Annotated in this window: 17 protein-coding genes; 11 read left to right on the top strand and 6 right to left on the bottom strand. The window is 71.1% G+C overall.

Translation table 11 applies throughout. The annotated features are described in order from the left end of the window. The first annotated feature begins 83 nt into the window (after positions 1-83). The 10 genes from PUR53_RS45675 to PUR53_RS45630 all read left to right on the top strand — a co-directional run bounded on the left by PUR53_RS45675 (position 84) and on the right by PUR53_RS45630 (position 12,361). Positions 84-302: a hypothetical protein gene (locus PUR53_RS45675; protein ID WP_329912398.1), complete on the top strand. Its 219-nt coding sequence runs from the start codon at positions 84-86 to the stop codon at positions 300-302. A gap of 95 nt (positions 303-397) precedes the next feature. Then, complete coding sequence (locus PUR53_RS45670) at positions 398-1,390, top strand: hypothetical protein (RefSeq protein WP_329912397.1); 993 nt, start codon at positions 398-400, stop codon at positions 1,388-1,390. Between the two features lie 55 nt (positions 1,391-1,445). After that, positions 1,446-1,640 carry a hypothetical protein gene (locus PUR53_RS45665; RefSeq protein WP_329912396.1) on the top strand — a complete coding sequence of 65 codons (195 nt, stop codon included), beginning with the start codon at positions 1,446-1,448 and terminating at the stop codon, positions 1,638-1,640. 194 nt (positions 1,641-1,834) lie between these two features. Continuing rightward, positions 1,835-2,035 carry a hypothetical protein gene (locus PUR53_RS45660; protein ID WP_329901196.1) on the top strand — a complete coding sequence of 67 codons (201 nt, stop codon included), beginning with the start codon at positions 1,835-1,837 and terminating at the stop codon, positions 2,033-2,035. After that, positions 2,032-2,259 carry a hypothetical protein gene (locus PUR53_RS45655; protein WP_329901197.1) on the top strand — a complete coding sequence of 76 codons (228 nt, stop codon included), beginning with the start codon at positions 2,032-2,034 and terminating at the stop codon, positions 2,257-2,259. Before PUR53_RS45660 ends, PUR53_RS45655 begins: the two co-directional genes overlap by 4 nt. A gap of 41 nt (positions 2,260-2,300) precedes the next feature. After that, positions 2,301-3,194, top strand: coding sequence for a S8 family peptidase (locus PUR53_RS45650; RefSeq protein WP_329912395.1), 894 nt, complete (start codon positions 2,301-2,303; stop codon positions 3,192-3,194). A gap of 188 nt (positions 3,195-3,382) precedes the next feature. Continuing rightward, complete coding sequence (locus PUR53_RS45645; protein ID WP_329912394.1) at positions 3,383-4,765, top strand: alpha-amylase; 1,383 nt, start codon at positions 3,383-3,385, stop codon at positions 4,763-4,765. Positions 4,766-4,878: 113 nt separating this feature from the next. Next, on the top strand, positions 4,879-10,305 hold the full coding sequence (pulA, locus tag PUR53_RS45640) for a pullulanase-type alpha-1,6-glucosidase (protein WP_329912393.1): 5,427 nt from the start codon (positions 4,879-4,881) through the stop codon (positions 10,303-10,305). Between the two features lie 87 nt (positions 10,306-10,392). Beyond that, the gene (locus tag PUR53_RS45635; protein WP_329901201.1) at positions 10,393-12,000 is read left to right on the top strand and encodes a fused response regulator/phosphatase; all 1,608 of its coding nucleotides are present in this window, start codon (positions 10,393-10,395) and stop codon (positions 11,998-12,000) included. A 4-nt stretch (positions 12,001-12,004) separates the two neighbouring features. Further along, on the top strand, positions 12,005-12,361 hold the full coding sequence (locus PUR53_RS45630) for a 5-carboxymethyl-2-hydroxymuconate Delta-isomerase (RefSeq protein ID WP_329901202.1): 357 nt from the start codon (positions 12,005-12,007) through the stop codon (positions 12,359-12,361). Between the two features lie 7 nt (positions 12,362-12,368). Here the strand turns inward: PUR53_RS45630 and PUR53_RS45625 are convergent, their stop codons facing one another. From PUR53_RS45625 to PUR53_RS45615, 3 genes are all read right to left on the bottom strand, one after another. Further along, positions 12,369-13,061, bottom strand: a complete 693-nt coding sequence (locus PUR53_RS45625; protein ID WP_329912392.1) for a TetR/AcrR family transcriptional regulator — start codon at positions 13,059-13,061, stop codon at positions 12,369-12,371. 114 nt (positions 13,062-13,175) lie between these two features. Then, on the bottom strand, positions 13,176-15,128 hold the full coding sequence (locus PUR53_RS45620) for a hypothetical protein (RefSeq protein WP_329912616.1): 1,953 nt from the start codon (positions 15,126-15,128) through the stop codon (positions 13,176-13,178). Between the two features lie 305 nt (positions 15,129-15,433). Then, positions 15,434-18,562, bottom strand: a complete 3,129-nt coding sequence (locus PUR53_RS45615) for an alpha-N-acetylglucosaminidase (protein ID WP_329912391.1) — start codon at positions 18,560-18,562, stop codon at positions 15,434-15,436. Between the two features lie 115 nt (positions 18,563-18,677). Here PUR53_RS45615 and PUR53_RS45610 point away from each other — a divergent pair, with 115 nt between their 5' ends. Continuing rightward, on the top strand, positions 18,678-19,130 hold the full coding sequence (locus tag PUR53_RS45610) for a hypothetical protein (RefSeq protein ID WP_239753595.1): 453 nt from the start codon (positions 18,678-18,680) through the stop codon (positions 19,128-19,130). Positions 19,131-19,220: 90 nt separating this feature from the next. Here PUR53_RS45610 and PUR53_RS45605 read toward each other — a convergent pair whose 3' ends face one another. From PUR53_RS45605 to PUR53_RS45595, 3 genes are all read right to left on the bottom strand, one after another. Further along, a complete protein-coding gene (locus tag PUR53_RS45605) occupies positions 19,221-20,807 on the bottom strand; it encodes a DUF1996 domain-containing protein (protein WP_329901205.1) in 1,587 nt (528 codons plus the stop codon). Positions 20,808-21,111: 304 nt separating this feature from the next. Then, complete coding sequence (locus tag PUR53_RS45600; protein ID WP_329901206.1) at positions 21,112-22,146, bottom strand: NAD-dependent epimerase/dehydratase family protein; 1,035 nt, start codon at positions 22,144-22,146, stop codon at positions 21,112-21,114. A gap of 63 nt (positions 22,147-22,209) precedes the next feature. After that, positions 22,210-22,836: a winged helix-turn-helix domain-containing protein gene (locus PUR53_RS45595; protein WP_329912390.1), complete on the bottom strand. Its 627-nt coding sequence runs from the start codon at positions 22,834-22,836 to the stop codon at positions 22,210-22,212. Positions 22,837-22,845 lie beyond the last annotated feature (9 nt).

The raw sequence follows: 22,845 nt of genomic DNA, 5'->3' as shown, positions 1-22,845 counted from the left end.
GGAACCGCAGGAGCAGAGTGGAAGGGGGCGGGGACGTGTCGGGGGCGCCGAGTGAGATCGGTCAACACCGGGATGTGAGCTAGATGGTTGACGGCGCAACGAGCGGCTGGGAGTCCCGCCACGGCAAGTCCCGCCACCGCGTCCGTATCCCCGGCTTCGCCCACGACGACGCGGAGATCGGACTGGGCGACGCCGTCGCCCGGGTGACCACCGCGATGGGGATCCGGCCCTGCGGCGGCTGCGGACGCCGGGCCGAGGCGTTGAACCAGTGGATGACGATCGGTGGCGGGCGCCAACGCTGAGCACCGCGCACGGCGCGTGCCCGACCAGGCGGCCCGGTGCGCGACCGCTCCGGACCGGGAGTCCCACAGAGCCCTGCGTGAGGAGTGACCGACCCATGGACCCCGAGATCACAGACGGCGCCACAGACGCGAGCCCCCCGCCGGAGACCGGGACCGGGACCCGGACACGGACCGTGCCCGCCGCGCCCCCCGCGTCGTTCGATCCGGACGACGCGGCCCCGTTGCCCGTCGAGTCCGGCGTCACGCAGGCCTGTTGCGGCTGCGCCGGGTCCGGATCCCACGACGGCGGCGGAGCGGGACGGGGCGGCGACACCACCCCCGGCTATGTGTACGTCATCGGCCAGGTGCGCGCCGTCTTTCCCGATCTCTCGGTCCAGCACGAGTTCTTGCAGGCGGCAGGCGCCGGAGGAGCCCATGACGCCAGTGACGCCGACGCCGTCCACCGCGTCCTGTCCGCCCCCGAGAACCGCTACCTGGCCCGGCAGATGTGCTACGTCCTGTCCGTGCAGGGAGTCGACACCTACGTCCTGGAACCCGTCGACCCCACCGACCTGGACGACCTCGTGGAGGCCCTGCGCCCGGTCCGGGACTACCGCGACCTCGCCGTCGTCGTCGGCACCCTCGGCCCCCTCGTGCCGCCGGGCGCGTGTCAGGGACTCTCCGTGCCGGTCGTCCATGTCGAGAAGATCTGGGCCTTCGACAGCAGGGAGCTGATCGAGGCGATCGACCGCCCCGCAGACACCACCCGCAAGGGGTTCGAGAAGACCGCCAGGGAGGTCCTCGACCGGGTGCTCCAGCTCAACAACAACGCGGGCCTCGACCCGGCGCACCGGGCCCTCAACTACCTGACGGTGCGGGAGCAGGAGATCTACCGCAGGACCAGTGAGATGCGCTCCGAGGGCTTCGTCCTGTCCGCGGTGGAGACGGGCCTCTCCCGGCTCAGCGTGGGGTCGCAGACCGTCATCACGGTCGTCTTCTCGTACACCCACCGTCAGACCAACGTCACCGAGAAGTGGTTCGTCCGCGTGGGTCTCGCGGGGCTCTTCCCCTTCCGGGTGACCCCCGTCCAGCGCTACTACACCCGGTGAGCGGCACAAGGACACGAGAGCGACGAGAGACGAGAGAGGAAAGAGGCGAAGGGACATGCGTATCCCCGGATTCGCCGTCGGTCCGACGGCACCCGGAGCGCACGCCGGTGACCTGATGGTTCCTCAGCACTTCACCTGCGAGGAGGAACTGAGGCCGGTCTGCCGCCACCGCTGCCGCCGTGCCTACGACCCCCGCGCGTGCGTGCGGAAGTGCCTGGCGCAGCTCTGCGAGCAGACGTGGGAGAGGTGACCCGCTATGAGCCTGCCAGGATTCACCACGACGGACCCGCCCGCCCCGGCCGGTGACCGGGTCGTACCCCAGTTCATCACCTGTGAGGAGGAGCTCGGAGGGGTGTGCCGGGTTCAGTGCAGACGCGCCTGGAACCCCGCCGCCTGCGTGCGGGAGTGCATCGCGGAAAACTGCTACGGCCCCTATGAGCCGACATGACCGTCCCCGGATTCGCCCGGCACCCCGCCCCCACGGGCCAGGGTGATCTCCTGCGCCCGCAGGAGATCACCTGCGAGCGTGTCGAGGGCCCGCTCTGCCGGTCGCGCTGCGAAGGACTCGAGCAGTTCGACGAGTGCTACGCCTCCTGTCTGGCGGACCGGTGCCGGGATCCCGCGTGGTGGGGGAGCGCACCGTGACCCTCCCCGGATTCGTCCCGGCGGCTCCCGTCCCGCTCGTCCGGCGGGGCGGGGCCGGTGACCGGCTACGGGCCCAACTCGACATGTACTGCGACACGTTGTGCTCCAATCTCTGCGCCGACGTCTGCCGGGACGTGCCGTCCTACGAGGCGGGCGACTGTCTGAACCGTTGTGCGGCGGAGTGCCTCGGCGCCTGCGGTCCGCCCGAGCCCGTGCACGAGTGAGTCCGGCCGTCCCCTCGGACGGCCGTGGAGAGGGGCGCGCCATGGACCCGTTGGAACTGGTGCGCCTTCCGCCGCTCATGGCACGCACCTCGGGCCGGCCCGAGATCGTCATCGGTGTGATCGACGGCCGCGTCGCCCCGGACCACCCCGCCTTCGCGGCCCGCGCGGTGCGGGAACTGGGGCCGGCCACCGACACGGGACGCTGCCGCCGCACCGACGTCTGCTGCGCGCACGGCACCGCCGTGGCCGGGATCCTCGTAGCCGACGGGGGCGTCGCCCCCCGCTGCACCCTGCTGTCACGGCCCCTCTTCGCGGACCGTCCGGCCGACGGCGGCCCCGCGACCTGCCTGTCCGGCGTACGGACCGGGGAACTGGCCCGGGCGCTCACGGAGATCGTCGACGCGGGCGCCCATGTCGTGAACCTGAGCATGGCCCAGCCGGCGCCCTCCGGGATCCGCGACCACGCGCTGGAGGAGGCCCTCGACCACGCCGCCGCCCGGGGTGTCATCCTGGTGGTCGCCGCCGGGAACCAGGGCAGGTTGGGCTCCTCCGTCCTCACCGACCACCCGTGGGTCGTCCCGGTGACCGCGTACGACCGCGCCGGGCACCCCATGCCCCAGTCCAACCTCGGTAGGTCCGTCGGCCGCAACGGCGTCGGCGCCCCCGGTGACCGCGTCCCGGGCCCGGTCACCGACGGCCGCCCCCTCGTCCTGAGCGGCACGAGCGCCGCCGCGCCCTTCGTCACGGGCACGGTCGCCCTGCTGCGCTCGGCGTTCCCACGGGCCACCCCGGCGGCCGTACGCTACGCGCTCACCCATGGCCCCGGCCGACGAGGTTCGGTGACCCCTCCGTTGCTGGACGCGTGGTCCGCGTACACGGCACTCCATGACGGGGGTTGCATGCGGGGGACCCGCCCTCAACGCCCTTGCCTGTGAAGAGATTTCGCGCGCGTGAAGAAGGTGCGTCCGGAGGGTTGACCGTTTGACAAGTGGACTCGTACCTTCCTTTCGGCTGAAAGTTTTCAGCCATCTTGCAGCAAGAAACCGCAACGGCCTTGCCGCACGGGCCCGTCCACGGCCCGCGCACCTCCCCTTCGGACCCCTTCAACGGAGAAGGACCCCACATGGTCAGCAGAACCCTCTCCGGCACGCTCGCTCTCGCGGCCGGCGCGTCGATCGCGCTCGCGGTGCCCACGACGACCGCGTACGCCTCGCCCCCCGGCACCAAGGACGTGACCGCCGTCCTGTTCGAGTGGAACTTCGCCTCCGTCGCCAAGGAGTGCACCAACACGCTCGGCCCCAACGGGTACGGCTACGTCCAGGTCTCGCCGCCCGCCGAGCACATACAGGGCGCGCAGTGGTGGACGTCGTACCAGCCCGTCAGCTACCGGATCGCCGGACGGCTCGGGAACGCCACCGCCTTCAAGAACATGATCGACACGTGTCACGCGGCCGGCGTCAAGGTCGTCGTCGACACGGTCGTCAACCACATGTCGGCGGGCAGCGGCACGGGAACCGGCGGCTCGTCGTACACGAAGTACACCTACCCCGGTCTCTACTCCTCCTTCGACTTCGACGACTGCACCGCCACCATCAGCGACTACACCAACCGCGCCAACGTCCAGAACTGCGAGCTCGTGGGTCTCGCCGACCTGGACACCGGTGAGGAGTACGTCCGTTCGACCATCGCCGGGTACATGAACTCCCTGCTCGGGTACGGCGTCGACGGCTTCCGGATCGACGCCGCCAAGCACATCCCCGCCGCCGACCTCGCCAACATCAAGTCGCGGCTGAGCAACCCGAACGCGTATTGGAAGCAGGAGGCCATCCACGGCTCCGGCGAGGCCGTCCAGCCGAGCGAGTACACCGGCAACGGGGACGTACAGGAGTTCCGGTACGCCTTCGACCTCAAGCGGGTCTTCAACAACGAGAACCTCGCCTACCTGAAGAACTACGGCGAGGGCTGGGGCTACATGAGCAGCTCGGTCGCCGGGGTCTTCGTCGACAACCACGACACCGAGCGCAACGGCTCCACGCTCAGCTACAAGGACAACGCCACCTACACGCTGGCGAACGTGTTCATGCTGGCCCACCCGTACGGCGCGCCCGACATCAACTCCGGCTACGAGTTCACCGACCATGACGCGGGCCCGCCCAACGGCGGTGCGGTCAGCGCCTGTTGGCAGAACGGGTGGAAGTGCCAGCACGCCTGGCCGGAGATCATGCGCATGGTCCCCTTCCGCAACGCCACCCGCGGCGAGGCCGTCACCAACTGGTGGGACAACGGGGGCGACGCGATCGCGTTCGGCCGGGGAAACAAGGGCTTCGTCGCCATCAACCACGAGTCGAGCAGCCTCAGCCGCACGTACCAGACCTCCCTCGCGGCCGGCACCTACTGCAACGTGCAGGACAACACGACGGTCACCGTGAACGGCTCCGGCCAGCTCACCGCGACCCTCGGCTCCCACGCCGCCCTCGCCGTCTACGCGGGCAAGACCAGCTGCTGACGGCCTTGTAAGCCCTTACCGTTACTTTCAAGCCTCTTGCTGAAACACTTTCGGCGGCGATACGGTCACGCGGGGTCGGACCCACCAGAGCCGTCATCGCAAGGAGTCCATCTGTGATACCGAGATGGCCGACGCCGTCGAGGCGCCGCACCGCCCACGCCGGACGGACCGCCGTGATCGGCGCGGTCACCGTGACCGCGCTGACCGCGGCGCTCGTCCAGCCCCTCACCGCCGGGGCCGCCACCCCGCCCGCACCGCCGTCCGACGCGAAGCTGGCGAAGAGCGCCGCTCGTCACGACCTCACCCGCGAGCAGTTCTACTTCGTCCTGCCGGATCGTTTCGCCAATGGGGACAGGGCGAACGACAAGGGCGGACTCACCGGCTCGCGCCTCACCACCGGCTACGACCCCGCCGACAAGGGCTTCTACCAGGGCGGCGATCTCAAGGGCCTGACCAAGAAGCTCGACTACATCAAGGGCCTCGGCACCACCGCCATCTGGATGGCCCCGATCTTCAAGAACCAGCCCGTGCAGGGGACGGGGGCCAACGCCTCCGCCGGCTACCACGGCTACTGGATCACCGACTTCACCCAGGTCGACCCGCACTTCGGCACCAACAAGGACTTGGAGACCCTCATCTCCAAGGCCCACGCCAAGGGCATGAAGGTCTTCTTCGACGTCATCACCAATCACACCGCCGACGTCGTCGACTACGAGGACAAGTCCTACGACTACCTCTCCAAGGGTGCCTTCCCCTACCTGACCGAAGACGGGAAGCCCTTCGACGACACCGACTACGCGGACGGGCGGAAGAACTTCCCGTCCGTCGACCGGGACTCCTTCCCCAGGACCCCCGTCGTCCCGGCCGCGAAGAAGAAGACCAAGGTCCCCTCCTGGCTCAACGACCCGACGATGTACCACAACCGGGGCGACTCCACCTGGGCCGGCGAGTCCGCCACCTACGGCGACTTCGTGGGCCTGGACGACCTGTGGACCGAACGCCCCGAGGTCGTCTCCGGCATGGAGAAGATCTACGAGAAGTGGGTCAGGGACTTCGACATCGACGGCTTCCGGATCGACACCGTGAAGCACGTCAACATGGAGTTCTGGACCCGGTGGGCCACCGCCCTCGACGCGTACGCCGCGAAGAAGGGCCGCGACGACTTCTTCATGTTCGGCGAGGTCTACTCCGCCGACACCTCCGTGACCGCCCCGTACGTCACCCAGGGCCGCCTCGACTCCACGCTCGACTTCCCCTTCCAGGACGCGGCGCGGTCCTACGTCTCCCAGGGCGGCAGCGCGAAGAAGCTGGCCCAGGTCTTCGGGGACGACTACAAGTACACGACCGGCCGCGCCAACGCGTACGAGCAGGTCACCTTCCTCGGCAACCACGACATGGGCCGCATCGGGACCTTCCTCAAGCAGGACGACCCGAAGGCCACGGACGCCGAACTGCTCGCCAAGGACCGGCTCGTCAACGAGCTGATGTTCCTCAGCCGGGGCAACCCGGTCGTCTACTACGGCGACGAGCAGGGCTTCACCGGCGCGGGCGGCGACAAGGACGCCCGCCAGACGATGTTCGCCTCGAAGACCGCCGACTACCTGGACGACGACCTGCTCGGCACGGACCGAACGCACGCCACGGACGCGTACGACACGAACGCGCCGCTCTACCGGCGGATCAGCGCGCTCGCCAAGCTCCGCAAGGCGCACCCGGCCCTCGCCGACGGCGTCCAGACCGAGCGTCACGCGGCCGACGGGGCCGGCGTCTACGCCTTCTCGCGCACCGACGCCCGCACCGGCATCGAGTACGTCGTCGCCTTCAACAACGCGGACGACGCCAGGACCGCGACCTTCGCCACCGGCTCCGCCCGTATGAACTTCAAGGGCCTCTACGGCACCGACGCCAAGGTGACGAGCGGCGCCGACAAGAAGGTCACCGTCACCGTCCCCGCCGGTTCCGCGATCGTCCTCAAGGCCGGCGGCCCCCTCGCGAAGCCCGCCGCCAAGCCCACGCTCGCCCTCAATGCCCCGGCCGTCGGCGCCACGGGCACGGTCGAGGTCGGTGCCGATGTGGACGGCGGACAGCTCAACCGGGTCGTCTTCGCCGCCCAGGTCGGCAACGGCGCGTGGAAGACCCTCGGCTCCGCCGACCACGCCCCGTACAAGGTCACCCAGACCCTCGGTGAGGACGTACCGGCCGGAACCGCCCTGCGGTACAAAGCAGTGGTGATCGACCGAACCGGACGTACGGCGAGCGCCACCGCGACCTCCACCACGGGCACCCCACCCGCCCCCGAGGTCCCCACCGCCTCCTCGCGCGACTACGCGATCGTCCACTACAAGCGCGCCGACGGCGAGTACACCGACTGGCGGCTCTACGCCTGGGGCGACATCGCCGAGGGCGAGGGGACGACCTGGCCGGAGGGGCACGACTTCATCGGGCGGGACGCGTACGGCGCCTTCGCCTACGTCAAGCTCAAGCCCGGTGCCTCGAACGTCAGTTACCTCGTCATCGACAAGGACGGCACCAAGGACGTCTCCGCCGACCGTTCGATCGACGTCACGAAGACCGGCGAGATCTGGGTCGAGCAGGGCAAGGAGGCCGTCCTGACGGAGAAGCCCGACCTTCCGGCCCCGGACCCGTCCAAGGCGGTCCTCCACTACCACCGCGCCGACGGGAACTACGACGGCTGGGGCCTGCACGTCTGGTCCGGCGCCGCGAACCCCACCGACTGGGCCAAGCCCCTGGAACCGGTGCGGACCGACGCCTACGGCGCCGTCTTCGAGGTGCCCCTCACCGACGGGGCCACCAGCCTCAGCTACATCCTCCACAAGGGCGACGAGAAGGACCTCCCCACCGACCAGGCCCTCGACCTCAAGACCCACGGGCCCGAGGTGTGGCTGCTGAACGGGCAGGAGAAGTACCTGCTCCCGCAGCCGACCGGTTCCGCCGCGGCCCTCGACCTCACCACCTCCAAGGCGGTCTGGATCGACCGGAACACCGTCGCCTGGAACGGGAACGACACCGCCGCCTCCACCCAGCTGCTGTACTCGCGCACCGGCTCCATCAAGGTGAAGGGCGGCGCGCTGACCAGCACCGACGAGCGGTGGCTGCGGCTGACCAAGTCGGCCCTCACCGACGCCCAGAAGGCGAGGTTCCCGCACCTGAAGTCGTCCACCGCGTGGACCGTCGACCCCCGCGACCGCGACCGGGTCCGTGAGGCCCTGCGCGGCCAGCTCGTCGTCTCCCAGCGCGCGGCGAACGGCGCGGTTCTCGCGGCGACGGGCGTGCAGCTCGCCGGTGTCCTCGACGATCTCTACGGCGGGAAGGCGGCGGACGCCGACCTCGGACCGACGTTCGCCAAGGGCCGTCCGAAGCTCGCAGTCTGGGCGCCCACGGCCCAGTCGGTGAAGCTCGAACTCGACGGGCAGACCCTCCCCATGAAGCGGGACGACGCCACCGGCGTCTGGTCCGTCACCGGGGAGAAGTCCTGGAAGAACAAGCCCTACCGGTACGTCGTGAAGGTGTGGGCGCCCAGCGTCCGCGAGGTCGTCACCAACAAGGTCACCGACCCGTACTCCGTCGCCCTGACCGCCGACTCCGAGCGCAGCCTCGTCGTCGACCTCGCGGACAAGGCCCTGGCGCCGAAGGGCTGGTCGTCGTACACCAAGCCGAAGGCCGTACCGCTGAAGGACGCGCAGATCCAGGAACTGCACGTCCGGGACTTCTCGATCGGCGACGGCACCGTGCCGGCGAAGGACAAGGGCACCTACCTCGCCTTCACCGACAAGGGCAGCGACGGCTCGAAGCACCTGCGGGAACTGGCCAAGGCCGGGACGTCGTACGTGCACCTGCTGCCCGTCGCCGACATCGCCACCATCCCCGAGAAGAAGGCCGACCAGGCGACCGTCGACTGCGACCTCGGCTCCTACGCCGCCGACTCCGAGCAGCAGCAGGAGTGCGTGGCGAAGGTCGCGGCGAAGGACGCGTTCAACTGGGGTTACGACCCGTACCACTACACCGTCCCGGAGGGCTCGTACGCCACCGACCCGGACGGTACGCGGCGCACGGTCGAGTTCCGGAGGATGGTGAAGGCGCTCAACGACGACGGACTCGGCGTCGTGCTGGACGTGGTCTACAACCACACCCCGGCGAGCGGCCAGGCCGACAAGAGCGTCCTCGACAAGGTGGTCCCCGGCTACTACCACCGGCTCCTCGCCGACGGTTCGGTCGCCACCTCCACCTGCTGCGCCAACACCGCGCCCGAGAACACCATGATGGGCAAGCTGGTCGTCGACTCCATGGTCACCTGGGCCAAGCAGTACAAGGTCGACGGGTTCCGCTTCGACCTGATGGGCCACCACCCGAAGGCCAACATCCTGGCGGTGCGCGAGGCCCTCGACGCGCTGACGCCCGAGAAGGACGGCGTCGACGGCAAGCGGATCATCCTCTACGGCGAGGGATGGAACTTCGGCGAGGTGGCCGACGACGCGCGCTTCGTCCAGGCCACCCAGAAGAACATGGCCGGGACGGGCATCGCGACCTTCTCCGACCGGGCCCGTGACGCCGTGCGCGGCGGCGGCCCCTTCGACGAGGACCCCGGCGTCCAGGGCTTCGCGTCCGGTCTGCACACCGAGCCCAACTCCTCGGAGGACAACGGCACTCCGGCCGAGCAGAAGGCCCGGCTGCTGCACTACCAGGACCTCATCAAGGTCGGCCTGAGCGGCAACCTCGCGAACTACCGGTTCACCGACACCGACGGCAACGAGGTCAAGGGCTCCGACGTCGACTACAACGGGGCCCCCGCCGGATACGCGGACGCCCCCGGCGACGCCCTCGCCTACGTCGACGCGCACGACAACGAGTCGCTGTTCGACGCGCTCGCCTTCAAACTGCCGGCCGCCACGAACGCCGCCGACCGGGCCCGTATGCAGGTCCTCGCCATGGCGACGGCCGTCCTCTCGCAGGGCCCGGCGCTCTCCCAGGCGGGCACCGACCTGCTGCGGTCCAAGTCCCTCGACCGCAACTCCTACGACAGCGGCGACTGGTTCAACGCGATCCACTGGGACTGCCGGGACGGCAACGGCTTCGGCCGCGGCCTTCCCCTCGCGGCCGACAACCGGTCCAAGTGGCCCTACGCCAAGCCCCTGTTGACCTCGGTGAAGGTCGGCTGCGAGCAGATCGAGGGCGCCTCGGCCGCGTACCGGGACCTGCTGCGGATCCGTACGACGGAGGACGTCTTCTCCCTCGACACGGCCGGACAGGTCCAGTCGAAGCTGTCGTTCCCGCTGTCGGGGAAGGACGAGACCCCGGGCGTGATCACCATGGAACTCGGTGACCTCGTCGTCGTCTTCAACGCCACCCCCGAGGAGCGGAAGCAGACCGTGGACGAGCTGGCCGGGACGGCGTACGCCCTGCACCGGGTCCAAGCGTCGGGCGCGGACTCTACCGTCCGGAAGGCGTCGTACGAAGCGGAATCGGGGACCTTCGTCGTTCCGGGGCGGACCGTGGCGGTATTCGCACGCTCCGACCGGTAGGGCGCTAGCTTGGGTGGTGCGGACGGAGTTAGGGGGCCCGGTCCGCACCATCCGAGTGCCGGCGACGACGAGAGCCTCATGAGCCTGATGGCCGACGAAGCAAGCACCACGGTCCTGGTGGTCGACGACGCGGCCGCCAGCCGGTACGCGATGGGCGCAGTGCTGCGCAGAGCCGGGCACAGCGTCGTCCCCGTCGCCAGCGCCGGTGAGGCCCTCGCCGAACTCGACGTGCGGTTCCGCTCGGGGGTCCTGCCGGACGTGGCCCTCGTCGACGTCGGCCTCCCCGACATGAGCGGGTTCGAACTCTGCCGCCGCCTCAAATCGCTGCCCCCGACGGCAGCCCTGCCCGTCGTCCACTTCTCCGCCGCCTCCGTCGCCCCCATCGACCGCTGCCGGGGCCTCGACGCGGGCGGCGAGGCCTATCTGACGGTCCCCGCCGAACCGGAGGAGATCCAGGCGGTCGTCCGCGCGGCCGTCCGCGGCGCCCGGATGCGCAACGGCGCGGAGGCCCTCGTACGGCGGCTCACGCTGCTCTCCGAGACCATCGTCGACGTCCAGGCCGCCCGCACCCTGGAGGAACTGGCCGGCGCCGCCGCCGAGGGAGCCGCCCGGCTCACCAGGTCACCCGCCGCCGTGTTCGTGCTCGGCGAGGACGGCCACGTCTACAGCGGCACCTCCCGGGCCAGGGCCCGCACCACCCTCCCCGACGCCGGCGCGCACGAGGCCGTGGCCCGGCTCATCCGCCGCGTCACCGACGGCGACCCCGGCCCGCACGACACCGTCGTCCCCGCGCCGCTGTGGCCCGCGGGCTTCTTCCGGCCCGGCGTCACCGAGGACGCCCGACTGGTCCTCGCCCGCACCGAGAGCGGCACGCCCGTCTGCGTCGCCACACCCGTGCACGGCGCCCGGGGCACGGCGTCCGACACGACGGGGCTGGTCGCCCGCCTCGCGCAGGCCACCGCGCTGGCCGCGCAACCCCTGCTGATGTACCAGGTCGAGCGCCATGTCGCGCTGACCCTCCAGCACAGCTTCCTGCCCAAGCGGGTGCCCGAGTTCCCCGGCCTCGAAGTCGTCGTACGGTATGTGCCCGCGTCCCGCCAGACCGAGATCGGCGGCGACTTCTACGCGGCCCTGTCCACCCCCGGCGGCGTCCTCACCGCCGTCGGCGACGTCGTCGGGCACTCCCTGGACGCGGCCACCGTGATGGTCGAGATCCGGCACGCCCTGCGCGCCTACTGCGTGGAGCAGTCCGACCCCGCGGCGCTCGCCCAGCGGCTCGACCGGATGCTCCAGCACTACCACCCCGATGTCACCGCCACCGTCTGCCTGGCCCTCGTCGAGCCGGGCAGCGGGCGGGTGCGGGTCGCCAACGCGGGCCACATCCCGCCGTTGATCGTCCGCGACTCCGGCGAGGCCGAGTACGTGAAGGCCGCCGGGCCGCTCCTCGGGCTAGGGCTCGAACGGCCCGAGCCCACGGAGACGGTGCTGTGGCCGACGGACCGGCTGCTCATGGTCACCGACGGGCTCGTCGAGACCCGCGGCATCGACCTGTCGCTCTCCCTGGAGCAACTGCGGGCCGCCGCGGCGGACGCGCCGGCCGGGACGGTCGCGTTGTGCGACACCTTGCTGCACTGCTTCGGCCGGGACCGGGAGGACGACATCGCGATGCTGGCGTTGCGGCTGCGGTTAGGGTGACCTCATGCCGCAGATCACTGTTGACTACACCGCCGTCCTCTCCGACGGCTTCGACCGGCCCGCGTTCGCCAAGGCCCTGCACGAGGAGGTCGTGCGGACGGCCGCCGCGAAGCCGGAGGCCTGCAAGACGCAGTTCCGGGCCACCGAGGACACGGTCGTCGGGCCCGACACCGACGGCCACGCGATCGTGCACGTCACGCTGGGGCTCCTCGCCGGACGGACCGACGAGACGAAGGTGACGCTGACGGAGAACGTGCTGGAACTGCTCCGGGAGCACGTGAAGGTGGGGGAGGGGCTCGCGTTCCACGCGTCGGCGGAGGTACGGGACCTCGATCCGTCGTACCGGAAGTTCGAGGTCTAGTCGACGATCAGCCGCGGGCCAGAGCCACCAGGCGGCCCGCCAGTCCGCTGAACGGGCCGTCCGCCGGCTCGTCGGCGAGGACGCGGCGGAGCAGGGCCGCCATGTCCTCGTCCTGGGCGGCGCTGACAGCCGCCAGGGCCGCGAAGTCGTGGACGAGTTGGAGCTCCAGCTCCTGTCTCGGGATACGGCGGCCGTCCAGCCAGATGAGGGCCGTCGACTCGGCGAGCGAGATCCAGGAGCGGACGACGAGTTCGAGGCGGGCCGGCGGGGCGTCGACGTCCAGGTGCGAAAGGATCTGGACATAGGCGGCCTGCCGTACGCCGTCGACGAGGGCGTTGGCACGGGACGAGCCGACGGCCGGGCCGCCCCGCATCAGGGCCGAGAAACCGGGGCCGTGTTCGTCGACGAAGTCGAAGAACCGGTGGGTGACCCGGAGCAGCCGGGCGCCGAGCGGGCCCTCCCGGGGCTCCACGAAACGGTTCGCCAGATCATCGGAGGCACGCTTCAACGCGGCCTCGTACAGGCTGAGTTTGCCGGGGAAGTAGTGGTAGACGAGCGGGCGGGAGATGCCCGCCGCCGAGGCTATCTCGTCGATGGAGACCTCGTCGGGCGAGCGCCGGCTGAACAGTTCGAGGGCCACCCCGATCAACTGCTGCCGCCGCTCCTCCACACCCATCCTGCGGCGCACACCGGTTCGCATACGAACACCTTACCGATTCATTCCAGCCGATCATCGGCTGGATAGCGTATAGGTGTTCGAGCCTTCTGGTCACGGGTCTCACGGTCACCGGTCCCTCGGTCACCGGTCTCTCGGTCACCGGGAGGGCTGAAGCCCGTTGATCTCCCGGCCGTTCGCCAGCGTCCCCTTCAACTCCGCCCGCGCGCCGTCCTCGGCCGGTACGGCGAGCAGGTTGCCCTGCGCCGATCCGTTCGCCCCGCCGGTCAGTTCGACGGAGACGGTGTCCTTGCCGCCGGCGGCCAGCAGATAGGAGGCGCCGGCCGCGGACTTCCAGGGCCCCACGGCGAGGACATGGGGGTCGGCCGGGCCGCAGGCGGGGACCTCGTCGGCGGCGGCCGTGACATACGCGCCGGCGGGGGTATTGAACTGGGTCATCGCCCGGGTGCCCGCGCCCCGCCAGGTCTCGGTGCGGGTGCACACCCAGTCGGCCGTGCCGCTGCCGTCGGGCAGCGGCTGGCGGGCGAACTGCCAGGCGTTGACGGTCCGCACACCCTGCGACCGCACGGCGGCGAGGGAGCAGGCGAAGGGCGCCCAGGCGGCGGGGGCGGCGGACGCGTCACGGGCGGGCGCGGTCGACGGACGGCCCACGGTGAGGTGCGCGGGAACCACCTCCGCCAGATCGCTCAACAGCCGTGTACGTCCCGTGGCGTCGGTCAGCTGAAGGACGTTCCACGACCCGCACGTCCCGGTCCGCACCGCCGGGCTGGCGAACGGGGCCGTCGTCCCGTCCTTCGCCAGCGCCAGCCTCCGCACCTCGCCGTCGGCCTTCGTCAGATCCCGTACGGCCGCCGCGCGCACCCAAGGGGCCGTCAGATAGCGGACGTTGCCGTCGACCCGGCCCAGCACCAGGGCGCTCGCGCCGGCGCCGGTCGCCCCGTCCACCCGGGTCAGGTCGAGGGCCGCCATGCCCGGTTCGTCGAGCGGCTCGGCGTACCGGGCGATCCGCAGGCCGTCGTGGAGCAGCACGACCCGGAGGTTGTCGACCTCGCCCGCGTACAGCAGCCGCGGCGGGCCGGGCGGGGGACCGGCCTGGGTGCCGAGGGTGACCGCGACCTGCACGGACTCGCCGGGGCGGGCCCAGACCGCGAGGGCCCGCCGCAACAGGGCCTTGTCCTCGACGAGATCGCCGCGCGCGGGCCAGGTGGTGAAGTCGGTCCGCCCCGTCGCCTGCCACGCCGCGGCCGACGCCTTCGTCAACCGGCCCGGATCGAGGGCCTCCTGGGCCGCCGGGTTGAGCGCGTACGGGGGCGCCGCCGCGCCGTCCGGGCCCCATCCCTCCCCGGGCAGGCCGAGGAGCGCCCCGCACACCACGACGGCGGCCGTGGCGGCCAGCGCGGCCTTCGTGTGCTGGCGGCGGCGCATCAGATCGGTGGGGCGGGCGTGCAGTGAGCAGGGGTCGTACTCGGGGGAGAGGAGCAGCGCGTGCTGCCGCGCCGGCACCGAGTCGGCCTCCCGCAGCGCGCCGGCCGGATCGTCGGCCCCGGCCTCTTCGAGGAGCGTCCGGATCACCGGGTCGGGGAGCTTCTCCAGCCCCCGCAGGACATAGGCGGCGCGGGCCGGCGAGGAGAGCGTCGACAGCCGCTGGTCCAGGGCCAGTTCGTCGGCGCCGCCCGAGCGGGGGAAGAGCCGCAGCCCCCACACCCGGGGGAGCAGCGGCGGCAGTTGGGACCGCTTCGGCCACGCCCTGCGCCGCAGCGGGAGTCCGGCCTCCAGGGCGGTGCGGACCACTTGGAGCCGGACGTAGGCGTACCCGGGGTTGCGCTCGCGCCCCGCCACGGTTCCCGTGCCCGTCGCCTGGGCCGGGATCAACGAGGCCGACTTGCGTCCCCTCGGCAGCGCCCGCTGCGTCAGCGCGTGCGCCGTGAGGACACGACGGTTCCGGCCCAGGCTCGGCGGCAACGTCAGATAGGCGAGCCGCACCAGACGCGGGTAGTGCTCGACGAGCGCGGCCTCCGCCTGCTCGACATCCACGACCGACTCCTGAGCGCGGGAAGCTGCGGGGCGCGGGGCGACATCCTGTGACTGCACGTTCAACAAAACGAGCGAATGGTCAGATGGTCACCACACCGTTCCACTGGGTGGGCCGGGGCGCCCATTGGGGTGGGGGTGCCTGTTTCGTCGGCGGCTGCGGGTGACTCGTGGTTGCTCGCGCAGTTCCCCGCGCCCCTGAAAAGCAGGGGCTGCGCCCCGTGCTTTTCGCCCCCTGAGCGGCCGTAGGCCCTCAAGGGGCGCGGGGAACTGCGCGAGAAGCCCCACCGGACCCGCAGGTGGGGGTCGAAGGGGCGCAGCCCCTGGTGGATGGGACGGGTAGGGGCGGCGGGGGCGAACAAAGGTCAGCCGAGCGACCACCCGCTGAACTCGACCAATCCCCGTGCCCCGCTCCCCCCGTTCGTCGCGCTCATGAAGAGCCCCACATCCTGCCCCCCGGCACCCGCCCCCGGCACCACCACCGACGCCACCACCCGCCAGTTGGCCCCCTCATCGGTCGAACACTCACCCGTGAACGCCCCCACCCCCGTCCGCCGCAACCGCAACAACACCGGCGCCTTCACCCCCGTGATCCGCCGATACGTGTCGAGGGTCCCGTCCCCCGTGCTGTCGTACGACAACACCACCCCGTTCGCCGGAGTGACCGCCAGATTCAGGAACCCCGCCGACCCGGCCGTACCGAGACTGTTGCGCACCACGATCCCGGCCCGCGCCCAGTTCCCGGTCGCCGCCTGGGCGTCGACCCGCAGCGTCACGGCCGTACCGTCCCGTAGCGCCCCCGCCCGATAGAGCGTGCCGAACTCCGCCGTCCCCCGCCACAGGTCCGCCCCGGCCCCGTCGATCCCGAACCGATCCCCCAACTGCCCGAAGACGGCCTCGTTGTTGGTGTAGGTGCGCCACTCGGAACCCAGCGCCCCCGCCTCGAAGAGCGTTCCGTCGAACCGTCCCTCGACCCGGTCCTCACCACGCGGCCCGTACGTCACCGTCACCGTGTACGGCAGCGGCCGCAACGGCCGGTCGAGCGGCGCGTCCGGCGCGTCCGCGCGCCAGCGCACCGTCCCCGAGCCCGCCGCCGCGACGCTCGCCAACGATGTCGGACCCTCCGGCTCGACCGTCCCGGCGAAGCCGCTGAGCGCGAAGTCCACCCGCCCGGTGGCCCGCAGCCCGTTGACGTTGCGGAAGACCGCCGACAGCCGAGCCCGCCCGCCCGGCGGCAGCACCGGCGGGTCGGCGGTGACGGTCAGCGACCCCTGGTACGGCGCCCGCGCCAGCACGTCCCGCACCCGCACCGCCGCCCGGTGGGCGTCCCCCACCGGCCGCGCCGGATAGTCCTTCCGCTCCCGCGTCCACGGCTCCTCGAACGCGAACCAGTCCACGGCCGCCGGAGCGGTCCCCGTGGCGAGCGCGTCCTCGAGCGTGTCCAGCCACTTCTGCCAGCGCGGCACGTAGAAGTCGGCCATGAGACCGTTCCACTCCCGGTTGCCGTACTCGTGCAGATTCCCCGTGTCGGACGTCGCCCGCCCGCCCCACACCGTGATCAGCACCTTCGCCGTCCGCTCGAACTCCGCCCGCTCGGCGTCGTTCGTGGCCATCGCCCGCGCGTCGTTCACCCACGGCCCGAGCAGGAACGCCGTGTTCGTCCCCGTCACCTCGTCCGACAGCCGCATCAGCCGCAGCCAGAGCGTGGACAGCGCACGGAACGTCGCGAGATCGCCCCGCCGGTAGGCCGCCCGCAGCTGCGGCAGATACTGGCGGCCGCGGTGCGCGAGCGCCTGCCGGGCCACGTCCACCACGTCGTACCGGTACGCCGGACTGCGGCGCAGCCCGCTCGCCACGCCCAGCAGGCCCGCGAGGGCCGCGTCGAAGCGGCCCGGGTCGTACGTCAGCGTTCTCGGCGCGTACTCGGCGGCCCGGTCCGCCGCCAGGTCGGGGCGGGCGCAGAAGAGCGAGTCGTGCGGGTCGCTGCGCTCCACGGCCCGCTGCTGGTACGCGGTGTCGTGCAGAGCCCGCCACGCCCTGCGGGCGCCGTCGTCCCGGCCGCCGTAGCGGAAGTCGGCGTACGAGGAGAACCAGGCGGCCCGGTCGATCTTCTCGGGTGTCCAGGCCAGTTCGGAGAAGAGCTCGAAGGCCGCCGGGTCGCGGTCGGTGGCCTCCGGCATGAACGCCGTACCCACGAGCGCGCTGTCCGCCTTGTCCCGCCAGGCGAAGAACTTGTCGTTCCACAGGTGCGCGCGGGCCCCGATGGTCGTACGGCCGCCGAAGTTGGGGATCGTGCCGAAGCAGTACGGGGTGCCGCCCCAGTCGCGCTCGCGGTTCGTGACGCTGCTGTAGCGGTCGGACACCCCGTCCACGATCAGCATCTTCGACCGGTCGATGGCGTCCAGGAGTTCGGGCAGCGGGTTCTCCTGCCAGCCGAGGATCACCCAGGTCGCGCCCGGACGGGCCTTCTGGAGCGCGCGTTCCACCCCCTGGGCGGCGTCCGGCACCGGCACGTCACCCGCGGTGCCGCCCTCGTGCAGCAGGTCCATCTTGAAGTGGGACGCCTCGCCATACACGTCCTGAAGGTGGCCGTAGAAGGAGGCGGCGACGCGGGCGAAGGTGTCGGTGCGCGGATCGAGCCAGTCGGGGCGTTCGAAGCCGTGCCAGATGCCCTGCGGGACGACGTGTGCGTCACCGCCGTTGCGCTGGACGAACTCCTTGGGGACATGCCCGTAGTAGCCCGGCAGCACCGGGGACATGCCTAGTTCGCGCAGCCGGTCGGCGATCCGCCGGCCCAGGGCGGCGCGGCGGGCGATCAGCTCGGGGGAGAGGGGGCCGCCGTAGCCGGAGAGGTTCTGCAGCAGCCACCAGGGCTGGTGCGAGGGCGCGGGCAGCCAGGCCCGGGACTCCTCGTCGGAGTAGCCGAAGTCCTTCAGCAGCCGGTGGTAGACGGCCTCCATCCCCGCGATGACCAGGACCTCGTTGCAGCCGTGCGCCGCCAGCAGATCGATCTGGTGCTCCCAGTACGGCCAGTCCGCGTACGGGGCGGTGTAGCCGTCGTTGGTGTCGTTGAGCGCGAAGCGGTGGGGGAGGGCGGTGGATCTCTCCAGGGGGCGGGCCGGCGCGGGCAGGCGCTTCGGCAGGTCGAGCTGGCTGCCGTTCCAGGCGAGGTGCGCCCCGCAGACGTACTTGAGGTACCAGTGGACGCCCATGAGCAGGGTGGCGGGGGCCGTGGCCTCAACCCGGATGCTCCCGGTGGTGCCCGTGACCCTGAACCGGTCGACGGTGCCGCTGCGGTCGAGCAGACTGAGCCGGAACTGTCCGGCGTGGCCGGGCAGCAGCCGATTGAGCGCGGAGCGCGCGGGAGCCGTATCGAAGGCGGGGCCCTCGCCGGGGCTCTCTGCGGCGTGGGCCGGGGCCGACCACTGCAGGTAGGTTCCGAGGCCGATGACACCGGCCGAGCCCAGCACCGTGCGTCGCGACGGACTGTTCATGTCTGTGTGCCCCCTGTGTCGACAGTGGCGGCACGCTAACTGGGCGACCGTCCGTGAACAACGGTGCGCACGGAGCTGGCGAGTTCACGTCGCCGGAATGGACGCGGAGGTACGGATGAGTTTGACGAGGAAGAGCCTTGCGGGGAGCGCGGCCGGCACGGTCGCCGCCCTGCTGCTGCTGACCGGCTGCGGCTCGGGCGACGACGCCGAGGCCGCCGTCCCGAAGACGGCGACCGGGACGCTGGAGCACATCGCGGGCGAGGTGGGCTGCAAGCCGGACATGCAGACCGACGCGGACACCATCCGGCAGGCCCTCTGCACCAACAAGGACGGCGACTTCGACGGCAAGTTCGTCCTCGCGACCTTCGCCACCGACCGGGGCCAGGCGGAATGGCTCGCCGGCGCCAAGGACTACGGCGGCTACTACCTCGTCGGCCGCAAGTGGGTCGCCGTCGGGGAGAAGAAGACCGTGGGCGGGCTGCAGGGCACGCTCGGCGGAGAGGTGCAGGAGGGGTCCGCGCACATGAACCCCGGCGGCAGCCACAACAACGGCAACCACAGCGGCTGACCGACCGCGAGGGAAAACGAAAGCCGGCGGTGGGAATCCCACCGCCGGCTTCCTCGTCACCGCTTCAGGATGACTGTGGCTGCTTCAGGACTACTGGCAGTCCTGGCCGCTGTTGATGCAGTCGACCACCTGGTTCATCGTGTTCTCGTCGAAGAAGTTGATGAAGTCGTTGTGGTCGGTGATGGCCTTGTGCAGCTGGTCCGGGAAGGAGTCGATCGCGTACGCGTTCTGCAGCTGCCCGTTCTGGATGGACGGGGCCGGGATGTCGTAGACCAGGCGGACCTGGAGCTGCGGGATGGCCTGGAAGCCGTTGGAGCAGCTGCCGTCCTGCTCGACGAAGTCGACGTGCGTGCGGTGGTTGGCGCTGTCGATGTTCTGTCCGTCCCAGCAGCTCTGGAAGAAGGACGTCCGGACCACGGAGCTGCCCTGCGGGCAGATCGGGTACTTGTCCGTCACCACACGGTCCTCGAAGCCCGTGCAGCTCCAGTTCGTGTTGGCGTTGTTCAGACCGTTCACGAAGGACTTCGCGTCACCGGTGATGATGCGCAGCGCGGTCGGCATCGCGACGACGTCACCCTGCTTGTTGCCGACGAACTTCAGCTCGGCCTGGCTCGGCTCGACGATCTTGCCGACGTTGCCGTCCTGGCCACCGCCGGGCGCGTTGGCGTCGATGTCGTTGGTGCCGTCCTGCAGACGGATGACCGGCCAGAAGTAGGAGGACTTGTCGCCCTGGTTCTGGCAGGTGGTCTGCGCGTTGGCCAGGTCCTGGTCGCTCGCGAAGGCGTTGTTGCTCTGGTTGCCGACGTAGTCGTGCTGGTGCTGGGCACCGTTGCTGACACCGGGGGCGACGATCACGTTGTCCGAGTTGCGGAGCTCGTTCTCGTTGGTGCCGCAGTTCGTGGTGAAGGTACCCGTCGAACCGCCGTCGCCGTTGGCCGCGAGGCCGTTGCCGCCGACACCCTTCGGGCCGCCGTTCGGCTGGACCTGGTTGATGTCGATGAAGTCGCCCGCGACCGGGCCGTTGCCGCCCTGGCCGTTGCCACCCTGGTTCTGACCGTCGCCGCCCTGGTTCTGGCCGTCACCCTGGTTCTGGCCGTCACCGCCCTGGTTCTGGTCGTCACCCTGGTTCTGACCGTCGCCGCCCTGGTTCTGGTCCTGACCGTCGTTGTTGCCGCCCTGGTCCTGGCCTTCACCCGCGTTGGTCTGGTTCGGGTCGGCGACGCCCTTGCAGCCGGCGAGCTGGTCCATGCCCTGCGGAACCTGCCCGCCCGCGTTCCGGATGTTGATGCCGATCCGGTCGAGGGTGGCGACTCGCTTGGACTGGAGCGGGCTGATGATGGCGTTGTTGACGAAGCCGGCGTCTCCCGCCTGGGCCTGGCGTGTGTCAGCGAGGCGCTTGTAGGCCTCGGTGATCTGCTGGTCCAGCAGCGCCAGCTCCTTGGCGACACCCTTGCGCGCCCGCTCGGGCACGTTCGTCAGCTGCTGGCCGACATCCGGGCAGTCGATCGTGGCCACCTGCGCGGAGGCCAGCGTGCTGTTCTGCCCGGACTTCGACTCGCCCGCTGAGGCGTAGAAGTTCGCCCAGACCAGGCCGCCGCCCGCGACCGCGAGCGCCGCGGATGCGGCGATGGCCCGAACGGCCAGCGGCGAACGTCGTTTGCGTGTGTTGCGTCCCATGGAACTCCTCTGACTTCCTTGCGGGGCTATCGAGGCGCCCGACAGGAGTGAAGCGGCTCCATCAGATACGCGGTGAGTCCCAGGAGTGTTCAGACGACTCAGAAATTGCTGAGAGATTCGTGGGACAAACTGGTTTCAACACCCCGTGGAACACCGGGAGTTGTCGCCCGTCTACGGCGTGTGCGCGGTGAGGGTCCCGGGTGGGGTCCGTGAAGGGATCGTTTCGGCGGCCCTGGTCAAGATACGCGAGAACCGCCGCCCGCGTGCCGATTGCCCGTTCTGCCGCCGAACCGTGCGCCCCGTTCTACAGCCCCAGTCCCAGCCCCAGCACCTTCGCCTCCACCGCCGGGTCCAGACCCACCGGCGGCCGGTCGGGCCGGTGCGGTGCGATGCCGCCGAGCCCCGTCAGCCACTCCCAGGTGTCCCGCACGGTCTCCGTGACGTCCCGGCAGCGCAGTCCGTCCCGCACGGCCCGTGACACGTCCGCCCGGTGCAGCGCGTCGTGCAGATCGCTCCCCTCCGGCACCCACACCGGCAGGCCCGTCCACGGCTCGACCCCGGCGTCGAGAATCGACTCCGGAGCCGTCCAGCGGAGTTCGGCCCGTCCCCCGGTCACCCGCACGCAGGCGTCGAGCAGTTCGCCCATGGTGGTCGTGCCCGGAGGACCGGCCAGGTTGTAGGCGCCGCTCAGCCCTCGTTCCGTCGCGCCGAGCAACCAGTCGGCGAGATCGCGGACGTCGACGTACTGGAGGGGGAGGTCCCGGGGACCGGGCGCCAGGACCGGTCCGCCTCGGGCGACACGGTTGAGCCACCAGGGCAGCCGACCGATGTTCTCGTACGGGCCGAGGATCAGCCCGGAGCGCACGAGGAGCGAGCGGTCGGCGCCGAACGCCTCGACCACCGCCAGTTCCCCGCCCCGCTTGTCGCGGGCGTAGTCGGTCTGCTCCGCGTCGGCCGACGCGCCCTCCACCAGGGGCGCCCCCTCGTCGTACCCGGCGGCCGGGGGCCAGGCGTACACCGAGCAACTCGACACGTACACATACCGTTCGACCTTGTCGGCCAGCAGCCGCGCGGTGTCCCGAACGGCTCGCGGCGCCGCCGACCACGTGTCGACGACGACATCCCACCCGCCACCGCCGGAACCGGAACCGGCGGTGGAGGCCTCGACGAGCGCCGCGAGCCCGTCCGGTGCGGTGCGGTCGCCCAGCAACGACCGCACCCCGGCCGGAGGCGCGTGCCGTCCCCGGTGGAAGACGGTCACCTCCCAGCCGCGGGCGCGCGCCGACTCCACGACGGCGCGGCCCACGAACTCCGTACCACCCAGCATCAGAAGTCTCATACCGACGACTCTGCCCGCCGGGCGGCGGCTACGGACGGGAATCTGCTCTCAGAAGATCCGCGGTCAACGGGCCAGCGGCGGCGTGTACTTGTACCCGACCCGCCGCACCGTCTGGATCGACTGACGGAACTCCGCGCCGAGCTTGCGCCGCAGCCGGGCGATGTGGACGTCGACGGTCCGCCCGTCGCCCACATGCCCGTAGCCCCACACCGTGGTGACCAACTGGTCGCGGGTGTGCACCCGGCCCGGGTGCGCGACCAGATGGGCGAGGAGTTCGAACTCCAGGTAGGTGAGGTCGAGCGGCCGCCCGTCGACCCGAGCCGTGCGCTGCGCCGTGTCCACGCGGAGCAGCTCGTCCCCGACCTCGACGGAAGCGGCAGCGGGAGCCGGAGCGGTGGCGGCGTCGTCCGCGACCGCGAACGGCGGCACCGGCGGCTGCTGGTCGGCCGGCACGAGCACCAGGTAGCCGATCATCGGCGGCCGGCCCGGCAGCGTGGGCAGGGTGTGCTGGGGGGCGGGCAGCCAGGTGGCCCCCGGCGGCAGGAAGTCGGTGATGTCCACGACCTCGTCCCGGCCCACGGCACGCAGCCGGTGGCGGGGCGAGGGCCCGGCGGAGGGGACGGCGACGGGGGCGGAGCCCGACGCGGCGGTCAGCGGGGCGGCGGTCGACAGAGAACGGGTGTTCGCCATGAGGGGTCA

Source organism: Streptomyces sp. SP18BB07 (assembly GCF_036322545.1).
GTDB classification, from domain to species: Bacteria; Actinomycetota; Actinomycetes; order Streptomycetales; family Streptomycetaceae; genus Streptomyces; species Streptomyces deccanensis.
The sequence above is the reverse complement of the archived record's forward strand: the minus strand, read 5'-3'. Positions and strand labels throughout refer to the sequence as shown.

Bases quoted from the DNA above. Each gene is read 5' to 3' on its own strand.
- PUR53_RS45675 (WP_329912398.1), top strand. From the start codon at position 84: ATGGTTGACGGCGCAACGAGCGGCTGGGAGTCCCGCCACGGCAAGTCC.
- PUR53_RS45650 (WP_329912395.1), top strand. From the start codon at position 2,301: ATGGACCCGTTGGAACTGGTGCGCCTTCCGCCGCTCATGGCACGCACC.
- PUR53_RS45665 (WP_329912396.1), top strand. From the start codon at position 1,446: ATGCGTATCCCCGGATTCGCCGTCGGTCCGACGGCACCCGGAGCGCAC.
- PUR53_RS45605 (WP_329901205.1), bottom strand. From the start codon at position 20,807: ATGGGACGCAACACACGCAAACGACGTTCGCCGCTGGCCGTTCGGGCC.
- PUR53_RS45595 (WP_329912390.1), bottom strand. From the start codon at position 22,836: ATGGCGAACACCCGTTCTCTGTCGACCGCCGCCCCGCTGACCGCCGCG.
- PUR53_RS45645 (WP_329912394.1), top strand. From the start codon at position 3,383: ATGGTCAGCAGAACCCTCTCCGGCACGCTCGCTCTCGCGGCCGGCGCG.
- PUR53_RS45635 (WP_329901201.1), top strand. From the start codon at position 10,393: ATGGCCGACGAAGCAAGCACCACGGTCCTGGTGGTCGACGACGCGGCC.
- PUR53_RS45610 (WP_239753595.1), top strand. From the start codon at position 18,678: ATGAGTTTGACGAGGAAGAGCCTTGCGGGGAGCGCGGCCGGCACGGTC.
- PUR53_RS45630 (WP_329901202.1), top strand. From the start codon at position 12,005: ATGCCGCAGATCACTGTTGACTACACCGCCGTCCTCTCCGACGGCTTC.
- PUR53_RS45660 (WP_329901196.1), top strand. From the start codon at position 1,835: ATGACCGTCCCCGGATTCGCCCGGCACCCCGCCCCCACGGGCCAGGGT.
- PUR53_RS45625 (WP_329912392.1), bottom strand. From the start codon at position 13,061: ATGCGAACCGGTGTGCGCCGCAGGATGGGTGTGGAGGAGCGGCGGCAG.
- PUR53_RS45600 (WP_329901206.1), bottom strand. From the start codon at position 22,146: ATGAGACTTCTGATGCTGGGTGGTACGGAGTTCGTGGGCCGCGCCGTC.
- PUR53_RS45670 (WP_329912397.1), top strand. From the start codon at position 398: ATGGACCCCGAGATCACAGACGGCGCCACAGACGCGAGCCCCCCGCCG.
- PUR53_RS45615 (WP_329912391.1), bottom strand. From the start codon at position 18,562: ATGAACAGTCCGTCGCGACGCACGGTGCTGGGCTCGGCCGGTGTCATC.